At 42.3% G+C, this 22,666-nt stretch carries 17 protein-coding genes; all 17 read right to left on the bottom strand.

The genetic code is table 11. The features are described from left to right. Positions 1–9: 9 nt before the first annotated feature. Complete coding sequence (gene hisS / locus ACE2AL_RS07795; RefSeq protein ID WP_206082449.1) at positions 10–1,287, bottom strand: histidine--tRNA ligase; 1,278 nt, start codon at positions 1,285–1,287, stop codon at positions 10–12. A gap of 223 nt (positions 1,288–1,510) precedes the next feature. Continuing rightward, positions 1,511–2,629 carry a flavodoxin-dependent (E)-4-hydroxy-3-methylbut-2-enyl-diphosphate synthase gene (gene ispG / locus ACE2AL_RS07790; RefSeq protein ID WP_206082450.1) on the bottom strand — a complete coding sequence of 373 codons (1,119 nt, stop codon included), beginning with the start codon at positions 2,627–2,629 and terminating at the stop codon, positions 1,511–1,513. A gap of 155 nt (positions 2,630–2,784) precedes the next feature. Beyond that, positions 2,785–3,732 carry a cytoskeleton protein RodZ gene (gene rodZ / locus ACE2AL_RS07785; RefSeq protein ID WP_206082451.1) on the bottom strand — a complete coding sequence of 316 codons (948 nt, stop codon included), beginning with the start codon at positions 3,730–3,732 and terminating at the stop codon, positions 2,785–2,787. 199 nt (positions 3,733–3,931) lie between these two features. Then, positions 3,932–5,113 carry a bifunctional tRNA (adenosine(37)-C2)-methyltransferase TrmG/ribosomal RNA large subunit methyltransferase RlmN gene (locus ACE2AL_RS07780; RefSeq protein WP_206082452.1) on the bottom strand — a complete coding sequence of 394 codons (1,182 nt, stop codon included), beginning with the start codon at positions 5,111–5,113 and terminating at the stop codon, positions 3,932–3,934. A gap of 148 nt (positions 5,114–5,261) precedes the next feature. Beyond that, positions 5,262–5,687: a nucleoside-diphosphate kinase gene (gene ndk, locus ACE2AL_RS07775; RefSeq protein ID WP_206082453.1), complete on the bottom strand. Its 426-nt coding sequence runs from the start codon at positions 5,685–5,687 to the stop codon at positions 5,262–5,264. Positions 5,688–5,966: 279 nt separating this feature from the next. Then, complete coding sequence (gene pbpC, locus ACE2AL_RS07770; RefSeq protein ID WP_206082454.1) at positions 5,967–8,288, bottom strand: peptidoglycan glycosyltransferase PbpC; 2,322 nt, start codon at positions 8,286–8,288, stop codon at positions 5,967–5,969. A 70-nt stretch (positions 8,289–8,358) separates the two neighbouring features. Beyond that, positions 8,359–13,398: an alpha-2-macroglobulin gene (locus ACE2AL_RS07765; RefSeq protein ID WP_272681049.1), complete on the bottom strand. Its 5,040-nt coding sequence runs from the start codon at positions 13,396–13,398 to the stop codon at positions 8,359–8,361. Between the two features lie 316 nt (positions 13,399–13,714). Next, entirely contained in the window at positions 13,715–14,167 is a 453-nt protein-coding gene (locus ACE2AL_RS07760; protein ID WP_225819013.1) for an enhanced serine sensitivity protein SseB C-terminal domain-containing protein, read from the bottom strand. 126 nt (positions 14,168–14,293) lie between these two features. Then, positions 14,294–15,589 (bottom strand): aminopeptidase PepB, encoded by a 1,296-nt coding sequence (pepB, locus tag ACE2AL_RS07755; RefSeq protein ID WP_206082457.1) that lies wholly within the window; start codon positions 15,587–15,589, stop codon positions 14,294–14,296. Between the two features lie 172 nt (positions 15,590–15,761). Beyond that, on the bottom strand, positions 15,762–15,962 hold the full coding sequence (iscX, locus tag ACE2AL_RS07750; protein ID WP_004912658.1) for a Fe-S cluster assembly protein IscX: 201 nt from the start codon (positions 15,960–15,962) through the stop codon (positions 15,762–15,764). A 67-nt stretch (positions 15,963–16,029) separates the two neighbouring features. Then, positions 16,030–16,833, bottom strand: coding sequence for a helix-turn-helix transcriptional regulator (locus tag ACE2AL_RS07745; RefSeq protein WP_375084217.1), 804 nt, complete (start codon positions 16,831–16,833; stop codon positions 16,030–16,032). Between the two features lie 40 nt (positions 16,834–16,873). Then, the gene (locus tag ACE2AL_RS07740) at positions 16,874–18,040 is read right to left on the bottom strand and encodes an MFS transporter (protein WP_206082459.1); all 1,167 of its coding nucleotides are present in this window, start codon (positions 18,038–18,040) and stop codon (positions 16,874–16,876) included. Positions 18,041–18,907: 867 nt separating this feature from the next. Next, positions 18,908–19,243 (bottom strand): ISC system 2Fe-2S type ferredoxin, encoded by a 336-nt coding sequence (gene fdx / locus ACE2AL_RS07735; protein ID WP_206082460.1) that lies wholly within the window; start codon positions 19,241–19,243, stop codon positions 18,908–18,910. A 2-nt stretch (positions 19,244–19,245) separates the two neighbouring features. Further along, complete coding sequence (gene hscA, locus ACE2AL_RS07730; RefSeq protein WP_375084216.1) at positions 19,246–21,096, bottom strand: Fe-S protein assembly chaperone HscA; 1,851 nt, start codon at positions 21,094–21,096, stop codon at positions 19,246–19,248. 12 nt (positions 21,097–21,108) lie between these two features. Further along, complete coding sequence (hscB, locus tag ACE2AL_RS07725) at positions 21,109–21,630, bottom strand: co-chaperone HscB (RefSeq protein WP_206082462.1); 522 nt, start codon at positions 21,628–21,630, stop codon at positions 21,109–21,111. Between the two features lie 95 nt (positions 21,631–21,725). Next, complete coding sequence (iscA, locus tag ACE2AL_RS07720; RefSeq protein WP_047756461.1) at positions 21,726–22,049, bottom strand: iron-sulfur cluster assembly protein IscA; 324 nt, start codon at positions 22,047–22,049, stop codon at positions 21,726–21,728. 209 nt (positions 22,050–22,258) lie between these two features. Continuing rightward, on the bottom strand, positions 22,259–22,645 hold the full coding sequence (iscU, locus tag ACE2AL_RS07715) for a Fe-S cluster assembly scaffold IscU (protein ID WP_206082463.1): 387 nt from the start codon (positions 22,643–22,645) through the stop codon (positions 22,259–22,261). Positions 22,646–22,666: the final 21 nt, after the last annotated feature.

Below are 22,666 nucleotides of genomic sequence, written 5' to 3'. Positions count from 1 at the left end.
TGTCTCTCCTTAACCTAATAGCTCAGTGATACGTGATGCCATTAGTTGCTGTGAAATAGTTTCTTGCGCGCCAGTCCGTAAATCTTTTAGGGTAACTTGGCTATGATTAATTTCATCTTCCCCCAAGATCAGGGCAATTTTTGCGCCTTGTTTGTCGGCTCTTGCTAACTGTTTCTTGAAGTTTCCACCACCGTGGTTAGTCATTAACCGCAGTGTAGGTAATTCGTCACGTACTTTTTCTGCAACCAGCAGCGCAGCTTGTTGGCTGTTATCGCCAAAAGAGGCCAAATAGACATCAGCAACTGAAGTGTCTGCCGTAAATTCAGGGTTCACTTCCTGAACTAATAACACCATGCGCTCCATGCCCATCGCAAAGCCAACCGCAGGTGTTCCACGACCACCCAGTTGTTCAACTAAGCCATCATAACGACCACCCGCACACACAGTACCTTGTGAGCCTAACGCTGTCGTTACCCACTCAAAAACGGTGCGATTATAGTAGTCAAGACCACGGACTAAACGCTGGTTAACGCGATATTTAACCCCCGCATTATCCAATAATTTGCATAAGCCATCAAAGTGCTCACGTGATTCGACATCAAGGTAGTCAAACAGTTCCGGTGCATCATTCAATAAAGCTTGAATATCTTGATTTTTGGAATCTAAAACGCGTAATGGATTGGTATACATACGGCGTTTACAATCTTCATCCAATTTATCTTTGTGCTGTTCTAAGAATGCAACGAGTGCTTCACGGTAATTGGCACGCGCCTCTAAAGAACCAATAGAGTTCAGTTCTAGGGTGACATGCTCGCTAATCCCGAGTGCTTTCCACCAGCGCGCGGTCATTAAAATGACTTCAGCATCGATATCTGGCCCTGCTAAGCCAAACACTTCTGCACCTAATTGGTGAAATTGACGGTAACGGCCTTTTTGTGGGCGCTCATAGCGAAACATTGGTCCTAAATACCATAAACGCTGTTCCTGATTGTACAGCAGGCCATGCTCAATACCCGCACGGACGCAGCCAGCGGTATTTTCAGGGCGTAATGTCAGACTTTCTTCGTTACGGTCATTGAAGGTATACATTTCTTTTTCAACAACATCCGTCACTTCACCAATCGCTCTGCGAAATAGCGGGGTCTGCTCTACAATCGGGGTACGTATTTCACTAAAACCATAACCCTGTAAAATATTTTTTAATGTTGCTTCGATTTTCTGCCATACACGTGTATCAGCTGGCAAGTAATCATTCATGCCTCGAATGGCTTGGATATTTTTTCCCACTTTCTTTCTCTATTTTCAGAATGACATTAGTTTGATTATAAGAGCGAAATATCATCAGGTTCAATCAACAAACAGCAAATCCTGATACGAATCGAGATTTATCCGTGGATTTGCACAGTACTTGACCAATTTCAACTGCAAACACAGATAATAATTTGAATTGTGCACTAAAAATTTCAAGCTACAACAGATAACTGTGTAGCTTGAAATGACATGAGCAAATTTAGCTTTTTAAATTAATCTCAATTCGGTTACTTTCGTCCATCATGGCAGCTTTAGCACGAATCTTCGCTTCTAACTGGTCGATAATTTTATCATTATCAAAACGTTCTTTTTGGCGCTTGCCATCTTCATAAAAACCGCTTTTGGTTTTTGCACCTGCTACACCTAACGTTGACACTTCAGCCTCACCTGGGCCATTAACCACACAGCCAATAATCGAGACATCCATCGGTGTAATCAGGTCTTCTAAACGCTGTTCAAGTTCATTCACCGTACCAATCACGTCAAATTCTTGGCGTGAACAGGTTGGACAAGCAATAAAGTTTATGCCACGAGAACGAATACGCAGTGATTTTAGGATATCAAACCCAACTTTAATTTCTTCGACAGGATCCGCTGCTAATGAAATACGCAAGGTGTCGCCAATTCCTTCTGACAGTAACATGCCAAGGCCAATCGCGGATTTAACTGAACCCGCACGCGCGCCCCCCGCTTCGGTGATCCCTAAATGCAGCGGCTGGTCGATTTTATTTGCCAGTAAGCGGTATGAGCCAACGGCCAAAAATACGTCGGAGGCTTTAACGCTGACTTTAAACTGATCGAAATTCAGTCTATCCAAGATATCAACATGACGCATCGCGGATTCGACTAACGCTTCAGGCGTTGGCTCACGATATTTTTCTTGAATATCTTTTTCCAATGAACCGCCATTCACACCAATACGAATAGGAATGCCATAATGACGAGCACAATCAACAACTTGGCGAATACGTTCTTCACTACCGATGTTGCCAGGGTTAATCCGTAAGCAATCCACGCCATATTCAGCAACTTTCAACGCGATGCGATAATCAAAGTGAATATCTGCCACTAATGGCAAGTTAACTTGCTGTTTAATCAGTTTAAAGGCTTCCGCAGCGTCCATCGTCGGAACAGAAACACGCACAATATCAGCACCTACACGTTCGAGGGCTTTAATTTGGCGGACAGTGGCTTCGACATCAGTAGTGCGGGTATTCGTCATTGACTGAACAGCGATGGGGGCACCGTCGCCTATTGGCACGCTACCTACATTGATACGGGTGGATTTGCGTCTTTTTATCGGTGATTCGTTATGCATTTTTCTTTAATTCTCCGAACGTCCATGTGCTCTTTGTTACCGTGGTATAGTGTTAACTATTGCTTCTATGCGTTCCACTATACACAAGAAAGCAAACTATAACCTATCAAAAAAGATGTTTTCGGATATAGTTTGCTTCTTCTTTACAATATTTTTTAAGCTTCTGGCAGCTTGAATTTCGCAGGGCGCTTCGCTTTGATAAAACGGCTTAAATCAACGGGATTACCTTGGAATTGAACGGTGACATTAGCAGGTGCACCAATATTCAAGCGGTAAGGCGCTGTGCCATCCAATTCCAGTTTATCACCATTATTTTTAGCGCCACTGAATAAAATTTTATTATTCGCATCACGAACTTCTAACCAGCACTGCCCTGTAAAATTCAGAACTAATGCACTGCTACTAACTGGTGCAGGTTCTTCCGTTTGCGTATTTTGCGTTCGGTCTTGTGAAACAGTCGATTGAGGTGCATTCGGTAATGGAATGGTTCTCACGTTTGCTTGTTCAGAAGCACTATTTGATACAGCACCTTCTGGAGCCAATGTTTCTGACGTATTTTCCAACACCGCTGTTCCCACTGTAATTGAAGGATCATCGATTGGATTCGGTAATTCAACAGGTGTTGTGTTGTTGTCTTGTTGAGACAAAACCAAATCACTTTGATTTGCCATCGAGACTAATTCATCTTTTTGCGCGTTGTGGTCTTGCCACCACCAAATACCTACCATTGCTATCAAGATAATCACAATCAACCACGTCAGTTTCATTAACCAACCTTCGCGTTTTTTGCGTTTTTTACCCAACGAGTAGCTTTGCATTGGTGATACTTTCGCCAGAGGGATAGGCTCTTCCACTTTCATGAGTGCCTTAATATCACTTTCTGGTACACCAACCATCCGCGCATATAAACGAATATAACCACGTAAAAAAGTGGGTTCAACACCAGCAGGAGCAATGTCTTCTTCTATCTCTTTTACCGTACTGGTTTTAAGGCATAATCGTTCTGCAACAATATCTTGCGTTAGCCCCATGCGCTGACGTGCCTGCGCTAATAATTGTCCTACAGTGACTGTAGTTTGTTCGGTATTATTTTCGATAGTCATTTGCTGGCAACACTATTTCCAAGTTAAAAAATATAAAGCAAATATTTATAAGCTCTATTCGTCAGAATTTATCATAGTTCTGAAACAACAATTAAATTTATCTTATTGCTTCACTATTGTAGGTGAACAAAGGCGTTTTGCCTAACGTAAAAACGCCTTGAAACATTACCTAACTCACTTATTGGATAATATCTATAAATCAGACTGATTTTACTTGGATAGGTTCCCCTGCTAAGCGTTTTTTCAACGTTCGCTTGGTTCTATCGATCACATCGCCAGCTAATTGACCGCAAGCTGCGTCGATATCATCACCACGAGTCTTACGAACTATAGTCGTAAACCCGTATTCCATCAACACTTTAGAAAAACGATCGATACGACTGTTCGAACTTCGACCATATGGTGCTCCTGGGAATGGGTTCCATGGGATCAAGTTAATTTTGCTTGGTGTGTTTTTTAAACATTCGGCCAACTGGTGCGCTTGTTCTACGCTATCATTCACGTGATCGAGCATCACATACTCAACAGTGACACGGCCTGCATTCGCATTCGATTTTGTCAGGTAGCGATTCACACTATTGAGGAAGGTTTCGATATTGTATTTTTTATTAATTGGAACAATATCATCACGAATATCATCAGTTGGTGCATGCAGTGAAATCGCCAATGCCACATCAATCATATCACCGAGTTTATCCAGCGCAGGAACGACACCTGACGTTGAAATCGTGACTCGGCGTTTTGATAAACCAAAACCAAAATCGTCTAACATGATTTCCATCGCAGGAACAACATTGTTTAAGTTAAGTAATGGTTCACCCATTCCCATCATCACAACGTTTGTAATTGGGCGGCGTCCACTGGATTTTAGTGAACCAATAATTTTTGCGGCACGCCAAACTTGACCGATAATTTCGGAAACACGCAGATTACGGTTGAAACCTTGTTGCGCTGTCGAACAGAATTTACATTCCAGCGCACAACCCACTTGGGATGAGACACACAATGTTGCACGATCAGCCTCTGGAATGTATACCGTTTCAACCAGTTGATCGCCAACTTTAATCGCCCATTTGATGGTGCCATCCGATGAACGTTGTTCATCTGCCACTTCAGGAGCGCGAATTTCAGCCACTTCTTGTAACTTGGCACGAAGGACTTTGTTGATATCCGTCATTTGCTCGAAATCATCGTAGCAGTAGTGGTAAATCCATTTCATAACCTGATCGGCACGGAACGGTTTCTCGCCCATTTGTGCGAAAAATTCACGCATTTGCTTACGATTTAAATCGAGTAAGTTAACTTTTTGATTCGTTTTTTCTGGTGTGACAGAAATAGCGGAAGATGTTGCACATTGTGCATCAGTCGTCATATCGGACATGTGTATTGCCTCGTTGTTACACTTTCGGCAGTGCTGAGTTCAGCACGACGTAGATTTTGAGTAGTCTTAAAAATATAAGCGCCCTGCTAAATTATAGCAGGGCGTGGCATTGTACAAACTTTACAACAATAATGCTAATGCACGTTTATTAACGTGGGCAGATTTCATCAGCAGTGAAAAAATACGCGATTTCACGTGCGGCAGACTCTTCAGAATCTGAACCGTGAGTTGCGTTCTCTGTGAAACTGTCTGCGTAGTCAGCGCGTAAAGTACCCGCTAATGCGTTGTCTGGATTAGTTGCGCCCATCAGGTCACGGTGACGTTGAATTGCATTTTCGCCTTCTAACACTTGCAGCATGATTGGGCCAGAAGTCATGAATTCAACCAGACCATCAAAGAAAGGACGGCCTTTGTGTTCAGCGTAGAAGCCTTCAGCTTGTTCACGCGTTAAATGCATCATTTTAGCAGCAATGATTTTGAAGCCCGCGCTTTCGAAACGGTTGTAGATAGCACCAATCACGTTTTTCTTCACAGCGTTTGGTTTAATAATAGAAAATGTACGTTGAACAGTCATAAATAACCTCTTAGCGATTTATTAGGCCTTTATTCTTTGCTCTTCCCTGTAAGTTAGGATGCAAGAACGTAAAATAGGGGCATGTTGTAGTTTTTTATATTATTTCTAATTCGGATATTAGGGTTTTTGCCTCTAAAAATCAGCGCACCTAGGAAAAAGAAAAATAAGGCGTTGATTATAGGGGCTCTGATTACAATTTCCTACAGTCACAACAACATTTTGTTAAAGTTTTTATAGCAAAAAACACTATTTTTTCGGGTAAGTCACGTTTTTCCTCTGTTACTTAACTCTAAAGTTTAGCGCGGTGACTTGCCCGCTTAAATCTAAAACAGATATTTGGTAATTTCCGCTTTTTTCGAGCGTGAGCAAAATAGAGCCATTTTGCTCAGTGGAGTTCACTTGTTCACCATTTAAGAACCACCATTTCTGCCCTTGCCCACCTTGTGTGACTAAGCGTAAATCCAAGCTAGTTTTCCCTGGCAAGCGCTGTAAAACTTCCCCATCACGCACACCCGAAATCAATAACGGTGGCATTTCTAATTTCAATGGCGGGCAGCTTAAATCGGCTTTTGGTAGACGATTTTCACGTTTTTCACTTGAAGGCAACCAAGACTCAACCGTAATTGGCCACAAATGCACCTCTTTTTCTTGAGCCTTTGGACAATCTGCTGCTACTTGTAAACCTTGGTCATTGACCCAAATTTTTTGCCTTAGCCCTAATAATGACTCTTGATCACGCGCCATTAATGTTGGCGGGATGGTATTATCCAAAACCCAACTTAAACGCCGCTGACGGCAATTGTTATCGTCTTTTAATAACGCCGTCCCCCCTGGCCAACAAATCACCGCTTGGCTAACACTTGCGGGCTTAGTATCTTTTGGTAGCGTCTCATGAGAGAGGTAAATTCGGCTCAATAACATGCCATTGACTTGGTTCATAATCGGGATGGCTGTTGCAACGCCTAATTGCCCCGCAACGGGTGTGGCATCAGGTCTTCCAACCCAAACCCCGATGGTATATCGCGGATTGACACCTATCGCCCATGCATCTCGGTAACCGTAACTTGTCCCTGTTTTCCAAGCTAAGTTCAGTTGCCCTGATAAATTAGCCTCTGGAACTGGACGTGCCTCTCCTCCCATAATACGACGGACAATCCATGCAGCTCCTGGCGACATCAATGCCCTATCGCGAATTTCATCCGTCGGTTTAAAACGCAGCGGCGATACATTACCTTTGCGTGCAAACGCACTATAAGCTGACACCAAGTCTTCCATCCGCGTTGCTGTACCGCCTAAAATCAACGACAAATTTGGCTCACTGCCCACAGGGAAACGTAATTCAGTACCCACGTTACGCAATTGTGCGGTAAAGCGTTTGCTGCCATACACATCTAATAGTTGCACTACGGGCAAGTTTAATGAGCGCACCAGCGCATCACTCACGCTCACAGGGCCGTTAAAACCGCTATCAAAGTTACCTGGTCGGTAATCATTAAAACGCCTAGGCACGTCCTGTAGCAATGATTCAGCGTGGATCAGGCCATCATCCATCGCTAGCGCATATAAAAACGGTTTTAATGTCGAGCCTGGAGAACGCCAAGCGCTGACCATATCTACATGACCAAAACGGCTATTATCTTGGAAATCTATCGAACCTATATAGGCTTTCACCGCCATATCAGTGTGATCGACCACTAAAATCCCCAAGGAAGTTTGCTTGGGAAGTTGGTTTTTCCAGTTCATTGCCATGTCTTCCAGTTGACTCTGTAAACTGGCATCAATGGTCGTTTCAATGATCGACTCTTGAGCATCTTTGGTCACTCGTCGAGCCAACAGCGGGGCAGAATGTGGGTTTTTACGTGGTGCGAGCCAAATTTGCTCTTGCTTAATATCCGCCACTTTTTCGTGGCTCCAGACTTGGTATTCTTCAAGTCTATCCAGCACTTTATCTCGCGCCGCTTGTGCCCTTTCTGGATAGCGGTCTGGTCGTAAGCGGCTTGGTGCTTGTGGTAGCACTGCAAATAATGCCGCTTCACTGGCAGTAAGCTTGGCAGGGGATTTATTCAAATACACCCAGCTTGCCGCACCAATACCTTCTATCGTGCCCCCATAAGGCGCACGGTTTAAATACATTTCGAGAATATCATCTTTCGAATAATGATATTCCAGTTGAGCCGTTCGCCACAATTGCTTTAATTTTCCCCCCAGAGTACGTTCATGGGGGTCGATAAGCCGTGCCACTTGCATGGAAATGGTACTACCACCAGATACAATTCGCCCTGAGCTAACAAACTGCCCTGCCGCACGCACTAATGAAAATGGGTTCACGCCAGGGTGACGATAAAAATGACGGTCTTCGTAAGTTAATAGCGCTTCGATAAAATCAGGGGAAACCTCATCAATTTTGACAGGAAAACGCCAAATTCCGTCTTTATCCGCAAAACGCCACAGTGGTGTGCCATCAGCGGCCACAACGGTTCGTGCCATTTCGATCTGTTTGATTGGCAAAGGCCAAATTTTATCTGCTGCTAAAAATAATAACGGTAGCAAAATGACCAAAGACACGAACGTAATGCCTGTGCGACGTAACCATTTTTTCATTGATGGGTGTACCGAAAAAGAAGTAAAGAAAAGCCCTTATATTCCACAACATAAGGGCCTAAGGTGATAATTAGCGAACGATTTCGACTTGCCCTTCTGAGTAGCCAGTTGCACGCCAATCAGGGACATACATTGACTCAACTTGTGGGACAGGGATGCTATACACACCTGGTGTCACGGCACGCGCTAAGTAAACCAAGGTTGTTGGGCGATACTGCTGAACCTCAACGGCAGCCACAAAGCGATCGTCACGGTATTCCATATGACGAATTTGTGATTGTTGCATGTCATCAATCAGTTCTTGCAAATTCGGTGCTGATTCACTTAAATTCGCGCTGCTATTGGCTAAGTTTTGGTTTTCCAACTCTAAGCCCGCAGGCAGCAAATCTACGACTAGTGCATCTGGCACGCTTTGCGATGCTTGAACTTCCAGTTTCACCACCACCATTTCACCGCTTCTTAATCTATCCAGTGAAATACGGTTACCTTTCATATCAAAGTAACTGCGTTGAATCCCTAGTACATTCGACATTGGTTTCGGTGAACGTTGTGGATAACCCACCACATTCAGGCGCGTATACAATGTGTTTGTGCCACTGTTTTCAATGCTATAGCCGTTTTGAATTTGGCCTTTACTTAAGAACTCACTAACAGGTTTGTCCGAAATCATCGGCGGTTCTTGCCCGTTAATTAACGCTTTCCAAGGCGCTTCAGACTCATTCAAGTAGAAACGCCCTGCTAAGAACAATGCATTGCTTTCTTGAGTTGAGAAATAACGTTGCGAAGTCAGGTTATTTGACAGCGTTTGCAGTTTTTGGTCACGGGATTTCGGCATCAAATTATATTCATTTAATAACGCAATGATCATCGCATCATCACGAATGGTTGAGCCGTAATCACCAATATAGTTATAACCAGTACGTTGTTTTTTCAAGCCCTCAATAATCGCACTTTCACCACGGGATTTATCCCCCATCAGATTTAATGCCACCCCTAACTGAACCAATGGTAACCCGCTGATTGCATTGTTACTTTGGCTATACAGTTGGCGCAATGCCCCTAATGGTGCTTTTTGCTGTGATGCTAACACTAAACCTGCATACGCCTGTGTCGCAAAACGTGCAGCCGGCTGGTTGTCAGTGTATGGGTAATTGATTTGATTACCATCTTGCAAGTAACTTAACAGACGCGTATTGGCGTTGCTCAGTGCATCTTGCGGAACAGTGAAGCCACGTTGATTCGCTTTGTTTAAGAAATCTGCGGCATAAGCCGTTAACCAGTATTCTTCACGGCCGTTTCTATCCCATAAAGAGAAGCCACCATCGCCGCGTTGCATGCTTAACAGGTGTGGAATACCAATTTCAATCGCTTTATGGCGATCCGCATCTGTTTGCGTTTTAATCCCTAACTTGTTCAGCTCCGCTTGTGTGGAGAACAATGACGGATACAGACCACTGATAGTTTGCTCAAGACAACCGTACGGATACGCAAATAGCTCGCGAATATAACGAGAAATATCTAACGGTGGACGGCTAGTTAACAGCACTTGCCCTTCCAGAGTTTCAGGGTTCAATGCCGCTATTTGATTCGTTGGTAATGACCACACTGTACCTGGTTCAATTGCGGTTGCAAACGCTACAGTTTCCGCAGGTTGAGCAGGACGCACGCCCACTTTCCAGCTGTTGCTGTAATCTTTGTTCGCTTCCCCGTCAATCTTCATGCCATTAATGGTCATCGACACTTCACCTTGACCAAAGCCATAGTCAGCTTTGACAGGTAAATTGATTGTCGTGCGCTTACCTTTTGGAAGCGCTAATTCACGGCTCGTCACACCATCCAACTTCACCATGCCTGACGCTTTGAAATTCACGGTCAGGTTTTGCGTGTTGTCTGTCATGTTAGTCAGGTCGAGGGCGAAATAGGATTTATCACCACCCGCCATAAAACGTGGCATCGACATTTGCGTCACTAACGGTGCGGCAACAATCACTTTGCTATCTGCATGGCCGAAATCTTTTTCATTCCACGCTTGTGCCATCACACGCAGTTCACCATTAAAATCAGGGATTGCGAGGGAGACTTCCCCTTCCCCATTTTTATCCAATGTGACAGGCTTGGCTTGCTCAGCGATAATCTGCACTTCTGTCAGTGGCTTCATGCCACCCCGTTCCAGCGCAGCCTCTTCACTATCACCACCAAAACGCAGGTTCGCAACTTTACCTTGCCCTTCAATCAGATGACCATAAACGTCATATTGATCAACACTGTAACGCTTACGACCAAAGAATGCGTCGTATGGGTCTGGCGTTTTGAAATCGGTGATATTCAGTACACCCGTATCCACCGCAGATAACAGCACATTCACTTTTTCAGGAAGTGGCTTGCCATCTTGCGCTGTCGCTTTAATCTTCACCGTTAAGTCTTGGTTCGGGCGCATTTTATCTGGCGACGTTAACGCTAAAGCAATTTTACGGTTTTCATCCGCAATCGGCAGATGCAGCACACCTACAGCACGTTTAACGGTGGCTTCTTTCGAGTCATCACCTGGGCGAACGACAACAGCTGAAATATATAAATCATGACGTGCCCACTCTTTATTCACAGGCACTTCAACGTCTAAGCCTTTTTCAGGCACATCTATCTCTTCCCACCATAGAGGGCCATTGCTCGATTCAAGTAGAACGTAACCTTTACCTGCTTTTGGTGATTCAATGCGAACTTTCGCCTTTTCACCTGGTAAATAAGCGGGTTTGTTCAGGCTTAATTTCACTTGGTCAGGGCGCACAGAACCGCTGCCGCCAGTGTTATCTTGCCATGAATAGCCCGCCCAGAATTGCAGGCTAGAGACTAACTGGTTTTCTGGATTCAGCACTTCAATGCGAAACGCGCCCCAATCCACAGGGAACGAGACTTTGGCAGTACCGTCTTTTGCAATCGCGATATTTTCATTCGCCATCACTAAATCTTTTTGGTCATAATTGGATGACCAACCACCACTTTCAGACCAACTCCAGTAATAATCGCGGCGCTCATACACTAAACGCACGGTTAAGTTGTCAGCAGCTAGTTTATTACCCGCCGCATCCGCCATAACTAATTCGAACTCCGCCAGTGAATTTTCGTCCACATTATGGCGTTTCACATAACGGTCGGTGCGATAATCATAGATTTCTTTTTTCGCGAATAATGGGCGAATACCCACCAGTTTTTCCGCTGGCCAAATCGCTTGTTCCGCACGGCGCGTCACAGGGCGACCACCCGCTTCTAATAAGCTGGCCTGTAAAACCGCAGAAATTGGTGAACGAGTCGAACTCCAATTGCTATTTGGGATAGAAATAACCGTTTCACCATTGCTATCGAGTGTTAGGTCAAATTCATCCAACTTACGTGGTAAGCCTTCTTCATTGACGGCACCAAATTCAAAACCTGGCAATTTTGCGACAGCTTCACGGTTCGCTTTCAGGAGTATTTGCCCTTGCAGCTCATTGCTCGCCGCTGGTGCACCATACAAATAACGACCTTGAATATCAAAATCAACAGACTGAGTGGTTAAACGCGGCACATCACTGCCAACAATTTCTAATGCCATGCGTTCTGGCATAAAATCTTCAACATTGAACTTATAGTAACGCTGAGGTGAGCCATCCCCTAAATCAAAGCGTAATGACCAGCCACCAGTTTCGGCATTTTTTGGAATTTCAAATTGGTATTGATATAACCCATTTTGGTTTTCCTCAGGTTGCCAAACAAAGCTGCGCACCACTTGCCCATCGGTTTTCAAGATGTCAACTTTAACAGGCTGAGATTTAACAGGGTTACCATCACCATCACGCAGCAAACCATTTACTAGCAATAATTCACCAGGACGATACAAATCACGAGGGCCAAAGGTAAAGAATTGTTTTGCAAAACCTTCAGGCCCTGAAATATCGAATTCAGAAAGGTCCAACGCAGGTTGTGTTAAATCGATCATACTGGTTTGCCCATCATGGGTTGCCAGTAACAACTTGCCGCCAGCCAATTTATCTAATTGCGCATGACCGTCACCATCAGTGGTACCTTTGGTCACTAATTGGCCTTTTTCATCCAAAATACGCAATTCCACGCCTTTAATTGCGGAACCTTTAGCTAATGACTGAGTGAAAATATCCACACGGTCTTGGTAGCTGTGCAGCGATACGCCAATATCACTTAAAGTGAATACTGTCGCAGGGAATTGATAGCTGTATGAACCCGCTTTTTGCATGATTGCAAGGTACACGCCATCTTGCTGAAGTTCTTTGATGTCTTTCAGTGGCAATAAAATGGTCTGGCGGGTATTTTTATCTGGATTTAAATCAAAACGCCCTGTATAGGCCAGTTCAACCTTATCAAGAAATTCTTCGGAGTACCAATACTCGTAGTTACTGCGGTATTGCCACTGAGCTAAAAATTGCGGTAACTGTTTTTCATCCACACGGAAGAAATTCACATCCACTTTATCGACATTCAGCGCAATAACAGGCAAGCCTTGTGCCACTTTACTTGGTAATAAAGAACCTTTACTTGCAAAGCCAACGGTAGGAATGATTTGCGCCGTGGTGAACTTTTTATCGAACGTTTCAGAAATAGTGCGCTCATTAACCGCTTTAATACCTGGATTAATAGTAAGGTTTAATTCTTTTGACGGCGGTAAATGGCGAAAACGCAGTTCCATTTGATTATCAGACAGTTCCCAAGCACCATCTAATTTCCCTGACTTCACATCAATCAGGTTCACAAACTGCCCGAAATCTTGATTTGCTTGTAGCGGAACAGAGAAGGTAATGACCATCGCACTTGCACCATCAAGCTGCAATTCAGACGCATCCAGTACCGTTAAATCTTTCCCTGCGTATTTTTTAACCAACTCTTCAGTGGAAAGTTTTGGTGCTGTTTTTTTTTGCTCCGCAACGGGTGCCGTTTTGGTTTGATTTTCTGTCGACGATGCAACATTGTTTTCTTTTGTGGTTGGCTCTTTCGCGGTGTCATCACAACCAGATAATGCCACGACCGATGCTAATGCGATTGCAATATAGCGTTTTTTCGTTTTTAGACCCGCCAATGAAGCCCAACTAGATTGTTGTTTCATTACCGCCCGCCCTTTAATTAGTTAGAAATATTCTTTTTTTTAAGGTATTAACAGGAAGTTAAAACCCATTATGCATTTAGAATGGCTTTAGATTATGCATAAATGAAAACGATAGATATTTGTTTCATTCATCAACATAATTTAACAGAATGTGATCAAAAGACCTATCAGACAAAACGGAAAAAACTATCAGGGGCTAAAACAGTGGGAATGCGGGATATTTTATAAATAGGAAGTGAAATATACGTATAATTAATTATCAATAATCTGTTTATGAGTGAGAAAATACAGTTTCCCCACTCAATACGTGATTTTATCAGGTATTTTTTACAGGGATAGTGTCACGTAAAAAACTGCCTAAACGGCGCTGATAAAACGGCTGAACATGTTGAGTAATAAAATGACTAATACCTTTTTCATGTTCATTGACCACACAAAAATCAATCGATTCATCATCATTTAAATACTCACAAGCTAATGTACCTGCTTCATGAATAATTGTATCGATATTCTCTGCGCCAGTGGTAAATTCCAATGCAATCATTAAAATAGGGTTTTCGTCACCCTCTTCATCTTCAAGCGCTGACACCATAAAAGCCCGTCTGACGACCTTATGTTGCTTAAAGAACTCAGTCAGCGCATCGACAATCGCTTGTGGCTCTTCATCTAACACACTTAATTTCAACGAGGAACCTTTCGGCACCGTTAACTCTGTAAATTGGATCTCAGTTTCTTGGTTCGCATTATGATTGTTCGATTGCTGCGACATGCTCATCCCCTACCATGAAAAAATAATCGTTTATTATACGCGTACTTTTGTTGAGGTAAAAAATTGTTGAGATAAAAAATAGGCACGGAAAGTTTCCCCTTCGTGCCTGATATCAATAATCGCAATTTATTTTGCTTTACTGATTAATAAATTCGCTAATGTTCTCACACCTATACCTGTTGCGCCCTCAGCCCATAGGCTGACTGGCGATTTACGGTACGTTGCAGAGCAGTCAATATGTACCCAATTTTGACGGTAGTTTTCAACAAAGTGGGATAAAAATGCTGCTGCTGTACTTGCCCCTGCCGTGTGTGATGGCGCAGCAATGTTGTTCAAATCTGCAAAACCAGACGGTAATTGCTGGCGATGGAACTCTGCTAGTGGCAAGCGCCAAAATAGTTCAAACTCTGCATCAGAAGCACTCATTAAATCGGCAACTAATTTATCATCAAAGCTTAAAACGCTGTGGTAATCGCCACCTACGGCTGTTTTTGCTGCGCCCGTTAAGGTTGCTGCATCAATGATAAGTGTTGGTTTTTCTTTGCTTGCATCAATCAAACCGTCCGCAAGGACTAAACGACCTTCTGCATCCGTGTTCATGATTTCAACAGATTTACCATTACGGTAGCGAATAATATCGCCTAATTTAAATGCATTGCCGCTGACCATGTTGTCTGCTAGGCACAAGAACATTTTGACACGTTTTTTCAAGCCGCGTGAAATGGCTAATGCTAGTGCGCCAGCTAGTGTTGCTGCCCCGCCCATATCCGCTTTCATAGAGTTCATAGAAGAGGATGGCTTGATGCTATAACCACCTGAATCGAATGTAATTCCTTTACCCACTAATGCCGCAAATACGGGCGCATCAGGGCTTGCTCCTGGATTATAATCTAATGCTAAGAATACAGGTGGGCGGCTAGAGCCACGACCGACGGTATGAATACCTGCATAACCTTGTTCTAATAAATCATCACCTTTTACAATACGATAGCTAATGTCTTGCGCACCAACGGTACAGAGTAAATCGATAGCACGTTGAGCCAATTGTTCAGGGCCGAGTTCTTCTGCGGGCGCATTAATCACATCGCGCACCCAATCCACGGTGCGAATGCGGTTTTCTAATTCTTTACGGTCATCCTCTGGCAATACAGGCCATTCAATGGTTCTTGCCCCTTTGGGTGCACGAAAACCTTGCCAAAATGCCCAACTTTTTTCTAAATCCCAACCCTCGCCAGTCAGTGCAACATTGCGGATACCCTGGCCGTCTAATTTGCGACCCGCACTTTGCACTGCACAAAGTTTACCAGCGTGCTTCAGGTGAATTGTCATTCCTTTATCGCCAGAGCTTAACAATGCGCCCTCACCCCAACAAGGTGCTGCTGGCTCACAAGAAATCATTACTGGCATAATTTGTTTTGTCATCGTTTTTCTCACTTTGTCTATTTTTACCGACAGCAAAAGCCCAATAATCTATCGGCAGATGCCTTTACCTTAACCGATAAATAGCGTTAGCGATATCATTATAGTGCTGATATAAAATAAAAAACCGAGCACATTTTCTAATGATTGCTCGGTCTTTAATATTAATTGCTAATTATTCGAACTCATCCAGCCAAACTAACAAGATAGCTTCTAGGATTTTTTCATTCGACTTTTGCGGGTCATCATCAAACTCTTCTAAGTCGCAAATCCATTGGTGCATATCCGTAAAACGAACTGTTTTAGGGTCGACATCTGGAAACGCGTCATACAGTGCTTCGCCGATTTCACGGCTATTTGACCATTTTAAACTCATGTTTTTCTCTCATTATACGAATAATTGTTTTTCAAATTATACTCCATTGAGTCATATCAATGGCCCTTCATTTATTCTTCATTATACTATTTGTAAGAGGTAAATCGATAAGTGTCTCCAGGCATGCCAACGTAATACCTAGTTCTTTTAATGCAGTAAACAAGCCGCTTGATGATACATAAGGGCAGCCCAACTTTTCTTTGATGTTTTGTATTCGCTTATTTTCACTGGCTTCAGAGCAGCCTTGAATATAACTGATTTCTTTTACCCTACAGTGCGAAAGCAGTAACCTTATGGTTATCATTTCTTTTCGCGTAAAACGAATATTACCAAAGCGCATGTGCTTATGTGTATTGATAAATTCATCAGCAAGATTTTTAGTTTTACCTAACAACCCATTATCATCATTGATATTCGCTCTCATCGGTAATGCAATTTCTGGATTTTTTTTCCATGTATAGTGGGAGTAGTCCGCAATAATAGGACGATATTTATAAATTGCTAATATTTCAGATAAACTAAATTGCTTTTTAGCATTAATAGTCGTAATTTCAAAAATGTCGTCATATCTACTGCAAATATCTATTTTAAATTGATTTTTTTCTGTTTTTTTTAGTGTTTCTGCGTAAGCATCTGAGTAATTACTCCAATATTGAATACTCGATTTTAATCGTTCAGAAATTAAAAGGTCCAGATCATCTGCCCAACAAAGTAATTGCCATTCATAGTTACTTGATGATATATAGTATTCCTTTTTTTTAATATCAACAGAGAAAAAAGTTAAATCAATGTCATTCCAATCGAAGTATTTTGAAAATTCATTACTAAAATCTGAAAAGGTTTTTTCTAACACTATGCTTTCTATATTCATTTATTTACCTATGCAAAGTTTAAAATTGACTTACCATTATTTATCTACGAAAAGCAATAAATCTAACACCACCACAGAATGTTAAAAACACACCTATATAAATTAAATTAATATCGGCTAGATAGGATGTTATCAATGGTGTAATGCCCCCAAGCATAGTTACCGCCAGATTAAATCCTATTGCAAAATTTATCACATTACCTTCAGATGCATAAAACAACATATACGTACTATTAGATAACACCATAGCTGCATATAATGTTATTATAATCTGAGCTAATATTATTAGCTCTATAACTCGACTATTTATTAAGAAGAAAAGTGGAATAGATAAAACCAACATACAAGCCACACCCAAGTTATATATTTTTTTGGGATTACTATATTTATCAGCAAACCATCCAAAAAATAGCATGCTCACCAATAACAAAGTTGAAAACATTAACCCATACGTTGTTCTATTTTCTATAATATTCACTTTTTCAAGAAAAATAGGCGTTGATACATTTTGCACAAAGAAAATAATACTACCTGGAATAGTTAATAAAAAAACATAACCAATATTAGCATAACTAATAGATAGCTTATTTGTATCTTGAGCTATAGACTCTGGTAGTTTAACACGAAACCAAAAACTAATAATGATATTTAAAACACCTAAAAATAGAGGGATTCTCCATCCTATTGTCTGCATTACCTGTGCTTCCAGCACATTCTCAAGAATGAAGACGATACCTAGTGAAAGGATAATCCCTAGCGTTGAACTACAATTAATAATTGCTGATATCCGGCCTATTTCTTCTTTTTTTGCATCATTAAGTAAATAAGTAGATAACGAGGGATATTCACCACCAAAACTAAATGAGAGAGCCATCTGTAAAATTAAAATAATAATGGGAGTATAATTAGCTAATAACTCAATTGGAAGTAGTGCCATACATAATGTTGCTGTACCCGTTATTATCCCTGTCAATATCAACGCTGATTTTTTTCCTGATTTTTGTGCATAGCGACCTATTATATACCCACCAACAGGCCGAGCAATAAAGCGTAATGCAAATATTCCCCATACCATTTCTGTGGCTTGGTTATAGCCTAGTCGTTCTAATTCAGCGCTGAGATAACCCGATATTGCGGCAAATACTGCAATATCATAATATTCAAGTGTATTACCCGCTACTGCACCAAACCGATACTTCCATTTCATGTTAAAATTCCTTTTTATATTTAACATTATTGCATTGGTATTTATATGGAAATTAAATTATTATATTTTAACTTAAAAGACACCTCCCAATATCGATATTACCTATAACACAACAAATAAAATATAAAAAGTAAAAATTTAACCAACCCTATTAACCCATTAAACTAAAAAAAGAAATAAAATTAAAAACCGTAGTTGCATATAAAATAATTTCATTATTATATTTAATGCAAATAGTAAAAATGGCTCGTCATCTAAAAATAAAATTATCATAAGAAAACATAATTTATTTTTTAAATATTTTAAAATAACCATTAGTATATATATGAATATTTATTAATGGCTATTTAATGTTAATTATTTAAATGGCTAGTGTTGTCGCTAGGCGGCAAATTGAGCTAATCCCTAGGAGCATACAAAAGTATGTGACTAGGGTTAGCGAAAGAAGCCAACAACGCTACAGCATGAAGTATGATGAGCGTTTGGATTTTTAAATAATTCACGTTGTAGCTAGGCCGTGATTAAGAGTATCTCGAGGTGCATACAAAAGTATGTGACTAGGATTAGTGAAAGAAGCCAACAACGCTACAGCATGAAGTATGATGAGCGTTTGGATTTTTAAATAATTCACGTTGTAGCTAGGCCGTGATTAAGAGTATCTCGAGGTGCATACAAAAGTATGTGACTAGGGTTAGTGAAAGAAGCCAACAACGCTACAGCATGAAGTATGATGAGCGTTTGGATTTTTTAGATAATTCACGTTGTAGCTAGGCGGCAAATTGCGCTAATCCCTAGGAGCATACAAAAGTATGTGACTAGGGTTAGCGAAAGAAGCCAACAACGCTACGGCGTGAAGTATGACAAAAATCAGTGTTCGCGGGCGTGATTGATAGTATATTTAGGCAGCTCCACCACTAAGTCCTCATCCGCTACCATTGCTTGGCAACTCAGTCGGCTTTCAGGTTCTAGGCCCCATGCTTTATCCAGCATGTCGTCTTCTAATTCACTGCTTTCTTCTAGAGAATCAAAGCCTTCGCGCACTATACAATGGCAGGTTGTGCAGGCACAGGATTTCTCGCAGGCATGTTCCAGTTCGATACCGCTACGCAGTGCCACGTTTAAAATCGACTCACCCTCTTGTGCTTCAACTACAGCACCGTCTGGACATAAATCACTATGAGGTAAAAAAACTATTTTAGGCATAATTATATCTCATCCACAGAATGGCCTGACAACGCTTGGCGAATAGATGCATCCATTCGACGCGCAGCAAAATCCTGCGATTGCTTATCCAGTTGTTTAATGGCATTTTCAATTGCGATGGGGTCAGTACCCTCAACCGCTTTAATTAACTCATTGACCGCATTATCAATTTCTGACTCTTCGTTTGGCGTCAGTAAATTTGCATCTTGGGCTAATGCGCTCGTTAAACTTTCAAGCACTCTTGCCGCTTCAACTTTTTGCTCCGCTAGGCGGCGCGCAGTTAAATCATCTTGCGCGTTAGTCATTGAATCTTTAATCATGTTTGAAATTTCATTGTCTGTTAAACCATAGGATGGCTTAACTTGAATTGAGGCTTCTACTCCCGTGGATTTTTCCATGGCGCTCACGCTGAGCAGGCCATCGGCGTCCACTTGGAATGTGACACGAATATGCGCACCACCTGCCGCCATAGCGGGGATATCACGCAGAGTAAAACGCGCTAAAGAACGGCAATCTGCCACCATTTCACGCTCACCTTGTACCACATGAACACTCATTGCAGTTTGACCATCTTTGAATGTTGTGAACTCTTGTGCGCGGGCAACTGGGATAGTGGTATTGCGTGGTATAACTTTTTCCACTAACCCCCCCATGGTTTCTAAACCAAGGGAAAGAGGGATCACATCCAGAAGCAGCATGTCACTGTCAGGCTTATTACCCACTAAAATATCGGCTTGGATAGCCGCGCCAATGGCGACAACTTTATCAGGGTCGATGGAGGTCAGTGGTGTTTTACCAAAAAACGCCCCCACTTTTTGACGCACAAGTGGCACACGCGTCGAACCACCGACCATCACGACATTTAGCACTTCATCCGCTTCTACGCCCGCGTCTTTTAATGCACGACGGCATGCCATTAACGTGCGCTTAATATGCGTTTCAATCAATGCTTCAAATTGTTCGCGATGAATTTTCCCCTGCCAACTAGCCAGCTCAATAGTGGCTGTGTCTGCATCACTCAATGCAATTTTTACGTCAGTGGCAATATTCAATAACTGGCGATTTAAATGGTGGTCACCTTGCAGTGAAACACCGGCTTGGTCGGCAATCCACTGCGCAAGAACGTGGTCAAAATCATCACCACCAAGCGCTGTATCGCCTCCCGTGGCTAATACTTCAAACACACCACGACTTAAACGTAAGATAGACACGTCAAATGTGCCGCCACCGAGATCATAAACTGCGATTACCCCTTCTTGCCCTGAATCTAAACCATAGGCAATTGCAGCGGCGGTCGGCTCATTAAGCAAGCGCAACACATGCAGCCCCGCAAGGCGAGCCGCATCTTTGGTTCCTTGACGCTGCGCATCATCAAAATAGGCGGGCACCGTGATCACCACGCCATCCATTTCTCCGCCAAGGGTGTTTTCTGCGCGTTTTGCCAGTGTTTTTAAGATATCGGACGACACTTGAATAGGGTCAACTTGCCCTGTCGCTGTATGGATGAACGGTAATCCGTTTTCACTCGCGGTTAATTGATAAGGCAAATCAGGGTAGCGTTTTTGAATATCAGCCAATGAACGTCCCATCATTCTTTTTACAGAAATAATGGTATTCACGGGGTCTTGTTCTGCAAGTTGCTTTGCATACCAACCTACACGCTTATCCGTAGTTTGGTAATTGACGATAGAGGGCAGCAAAACACGCCCTTGGCTATCTGGTAGTGCGGCTGCTTCACCACTACGTACCGTGGCGATCAACGAGTGCGTCGTACCTAAGTCGATACCCGCCGCCAATTTGCGTTGGTGCGGCGCAGCGGTCATACCTGGTTCACTGATTTGTAATAAGGCCATAATCGTTTTCTCTTAAAATTCGTCCAGTAACCGTTCTTCGAGCTGCTCAGCTTGTTGCTGTAACTTATCGAGAAAACGCAGCTTACGCACAGTATCAGCGGCTTTTTCCCACTGCATCGCATCTAATTCGTTGACCATTAGCAAGTTTCTATCTTGCTGCATTTTTTTGACGTTCTTCATAAACACCGCCAATAAGTCAAGCGAATTGGCATTGTTTTCGATATTGTCGAGCTCTTCACGTAGCTCAAGTTGTTCCATCAGAAATACAGTATCATGCATAGTATGTTGTTCATTATTAATATCGAAACCATGCAATGAAAGCAGGTATTCCGCGCGTTTTAGCGGATGACGTAAAGACTGGTAAGCCGCGTTGATCGTGGCGGCTTTTTGAAGGGCTTGCATTTTTTCCTGCTCAGAGGAGGCAGCAAAACGATCAGGGTGGTATTGACGCTGTAAATCTTGAAAGCGCTGTGTGAGTTGTTCGCTATCAATTGCGTAATTTTGGGTTAACCCAAAGAGAGTAAAATAATCCATAAGTGCTTAGTGTCTCGAACCGGTTACCAATGCAACAAACACGTTGTTTAACAGTATCAGCTACATTGGTCGAAAATCATGCGTTTATGAAGGCATTATACGTGAAAACTTTCACCGCATCCGCATTCGCTATTGACGTTAGGGTTATTGAATTTAAACCCTTCGTTTAAGCCTTCTTTGACGAAATCCAGCTCGGTACCATCTAGATAAACGATGCTTTTACCATCGACAATGACTTTTACACCTTTATCTTCGAAAACTGTGTCTTCTTCATTGATTATATCAGCGAACTCAAGAACATATGCCATTCCTGAACAACCTGAAGTTCTTACACCTAAACGCAAGCCTTCACCTTTACCGCGATTTTGCAGGAAAGATTGAATACGCAGCGCTGCACTTTCTGTAAGAGAAATAGACATTGCAAACCTCACTTTAGAAACAAACAAGGCAGATGCTACACAATTGTTGCATCCGCCTTCAAATTATTTTTATACCTTTCACCCCGTTGATAAGTAATCACTTACTTAGCGATATTCAACATGTTGGATGAGCGATATTTTGACCAGATATAGGGCGGTAACTTTTTGTTATTTATTAATATGGGTTGCCCTATAAACTGATTTAAACCTTATTTGCTTTGGCGTTTGCTTTTGTAATCTGCAATAGCAGCTTTAATTGCATCTTCTGCCAAAATTGAGCAGTGAATTTTCACTGGCGGCAATTCTAACTCTTCTGCAATCGCTGTATTTTTGATTGACTCCGCTTCGTCTAAGCTTTTGCCTTTCATCCACTCAGTCACCAGTGAACTTGATGCAATTGCTGAGCCGCAACCGTAAGTTTTAAAGCGTGCATCTTCAATAATGCCGTCATCGCTAACTTTGATTTGCAGCTTCATGACGTCACCACAAGCAGGTGCACCTACCATCCCACTGCCGACGCTTGGATCGCTGTTGTCGAATGAACCAACGTTGCGTGGGTTTTCATAATGATCGATAACTTTTTCACTGTAAGCCATTTTTAAACTCCTGAAACCGTC

Origin of the sequence: Providencia xihuensis, assembly GCF_041953405.1 — a bacterium.
GTDB classification, from domain to species: Bacteria; Pseudomonadota; Gammaproteobacteria; order Enterobacterales; family Enterobacteriaceae; genus Providencia; species Providencia vermicola.
This window is presented reverse-complemented; position numbering and strand designations above follow the sequence as displayed.

Bases quoted from the DNA above. Each gene is read 5' to 3' on its own strand.
- ispG (WP_206082450.1), bottom strand. From the start codon at position 2,629: ATGCATAACGAATCACCGATAAAAAGACGCAAATCCACCCGTATCAAT.
- rodZ (WP_206082451.1), bottom strand. From the start codon at position 3,732: ATGACTATCGAAAATAATACCGAACAAACTACAGTCACTGTAGGACAA.
- ACE2AL_RS07780 (WP_206082452.1), bottom strand. From the start codon at position 5,113: ATGTCCGATATGACGACTGATGCACAATGTGCAACATCTTCCGCTATT.
- ndk (WP_206082453.1), bottom strand. From the start codon at position 5,687: ATGACTGTTCAACGTACATTTTCTATTATTAAACCAAACGCTGTGAAG.
- pbpC (WP_206082454.1), bottom strand. From the start codon at position 8,288: ATGAAAAAATGGTTACGTCGCACAGGCATTACGTTCGTGTCTTTGGTC.
- ACE2AL_RS07765 (WP_272681049.1), bottom strand. From the start codon at position 13,398: ATGAAACAACAATCTAGTTGGGCTTCATTGGCGGGTCTAAAAACGAAA.
- ACE2AL_RS07760 (WP_225819013.1), bottom strand. From the start codon at position 14,167: ATGTCGCAGCAATCGAACAATCATAATGCGAACCAAGAAACTGAGATC.
- pepB (WP_206082457.1), bottom strand. From the start codon at position 15,589: ATGACAAAACAAATTATGCCAGTAATGATTTCTTGTGAGCCAGCAGCA.
- iscX (WP_004912658.1), bottom strand. From the start codon at position 15,962: ATGAGTTTAAAATGGTCAAATAGCCGTGAAATCGGCGAAGCACTGTAT.
- ACE2AL_RS07745 (WP_375084217.1), bottom strand. From the start codon at position 16,833: ATGAATATAGAAAGCATAGTGTTAGAAAAAACCTTTTCAGATTTTAGT.
- ACE2AL_RS07740 (WP_206082459.1), bottom strand. From the start codon at position 18,040: ATGAAATGGAAGTATCGGTTTGGTGCAGTAGCGGGTAATACACTTGAA.
- fdx (WP_206082460.1), bottom strand. From the start codon at position 19,243: ATGCCTAAAATAGTTTTTTTACCTCATAGTGATTTATGTCCAGACGGT.
- hscA (WP_375084216.1), bottom strand. From the start codon at position 21,096: ATGGCCTTATTACAAATCAGTGAACCAGGTATGACCGCTGCGCCGCAC.
- hscB (WP_206082462.1), bottom strand. From the start codon at position 21,630: ATGGATTATTTTACTCTCTTTGGGTTAACCCAAAATTACGCAATTGAT.
- iscA (WP_047756461.1), bottom strand. From the start codon at position 22,049: ATGTCTATTTCTCTTACAGAAAGTGCAGCGCTGCGTATTCAATCTTTC.
- iscU (WP_206082463.1), bottom strand. From the start codon at position 22,645: ATGGCTTACAGTGAAAAAGTTATCGATCATTATGAAAACCCACGCAAC.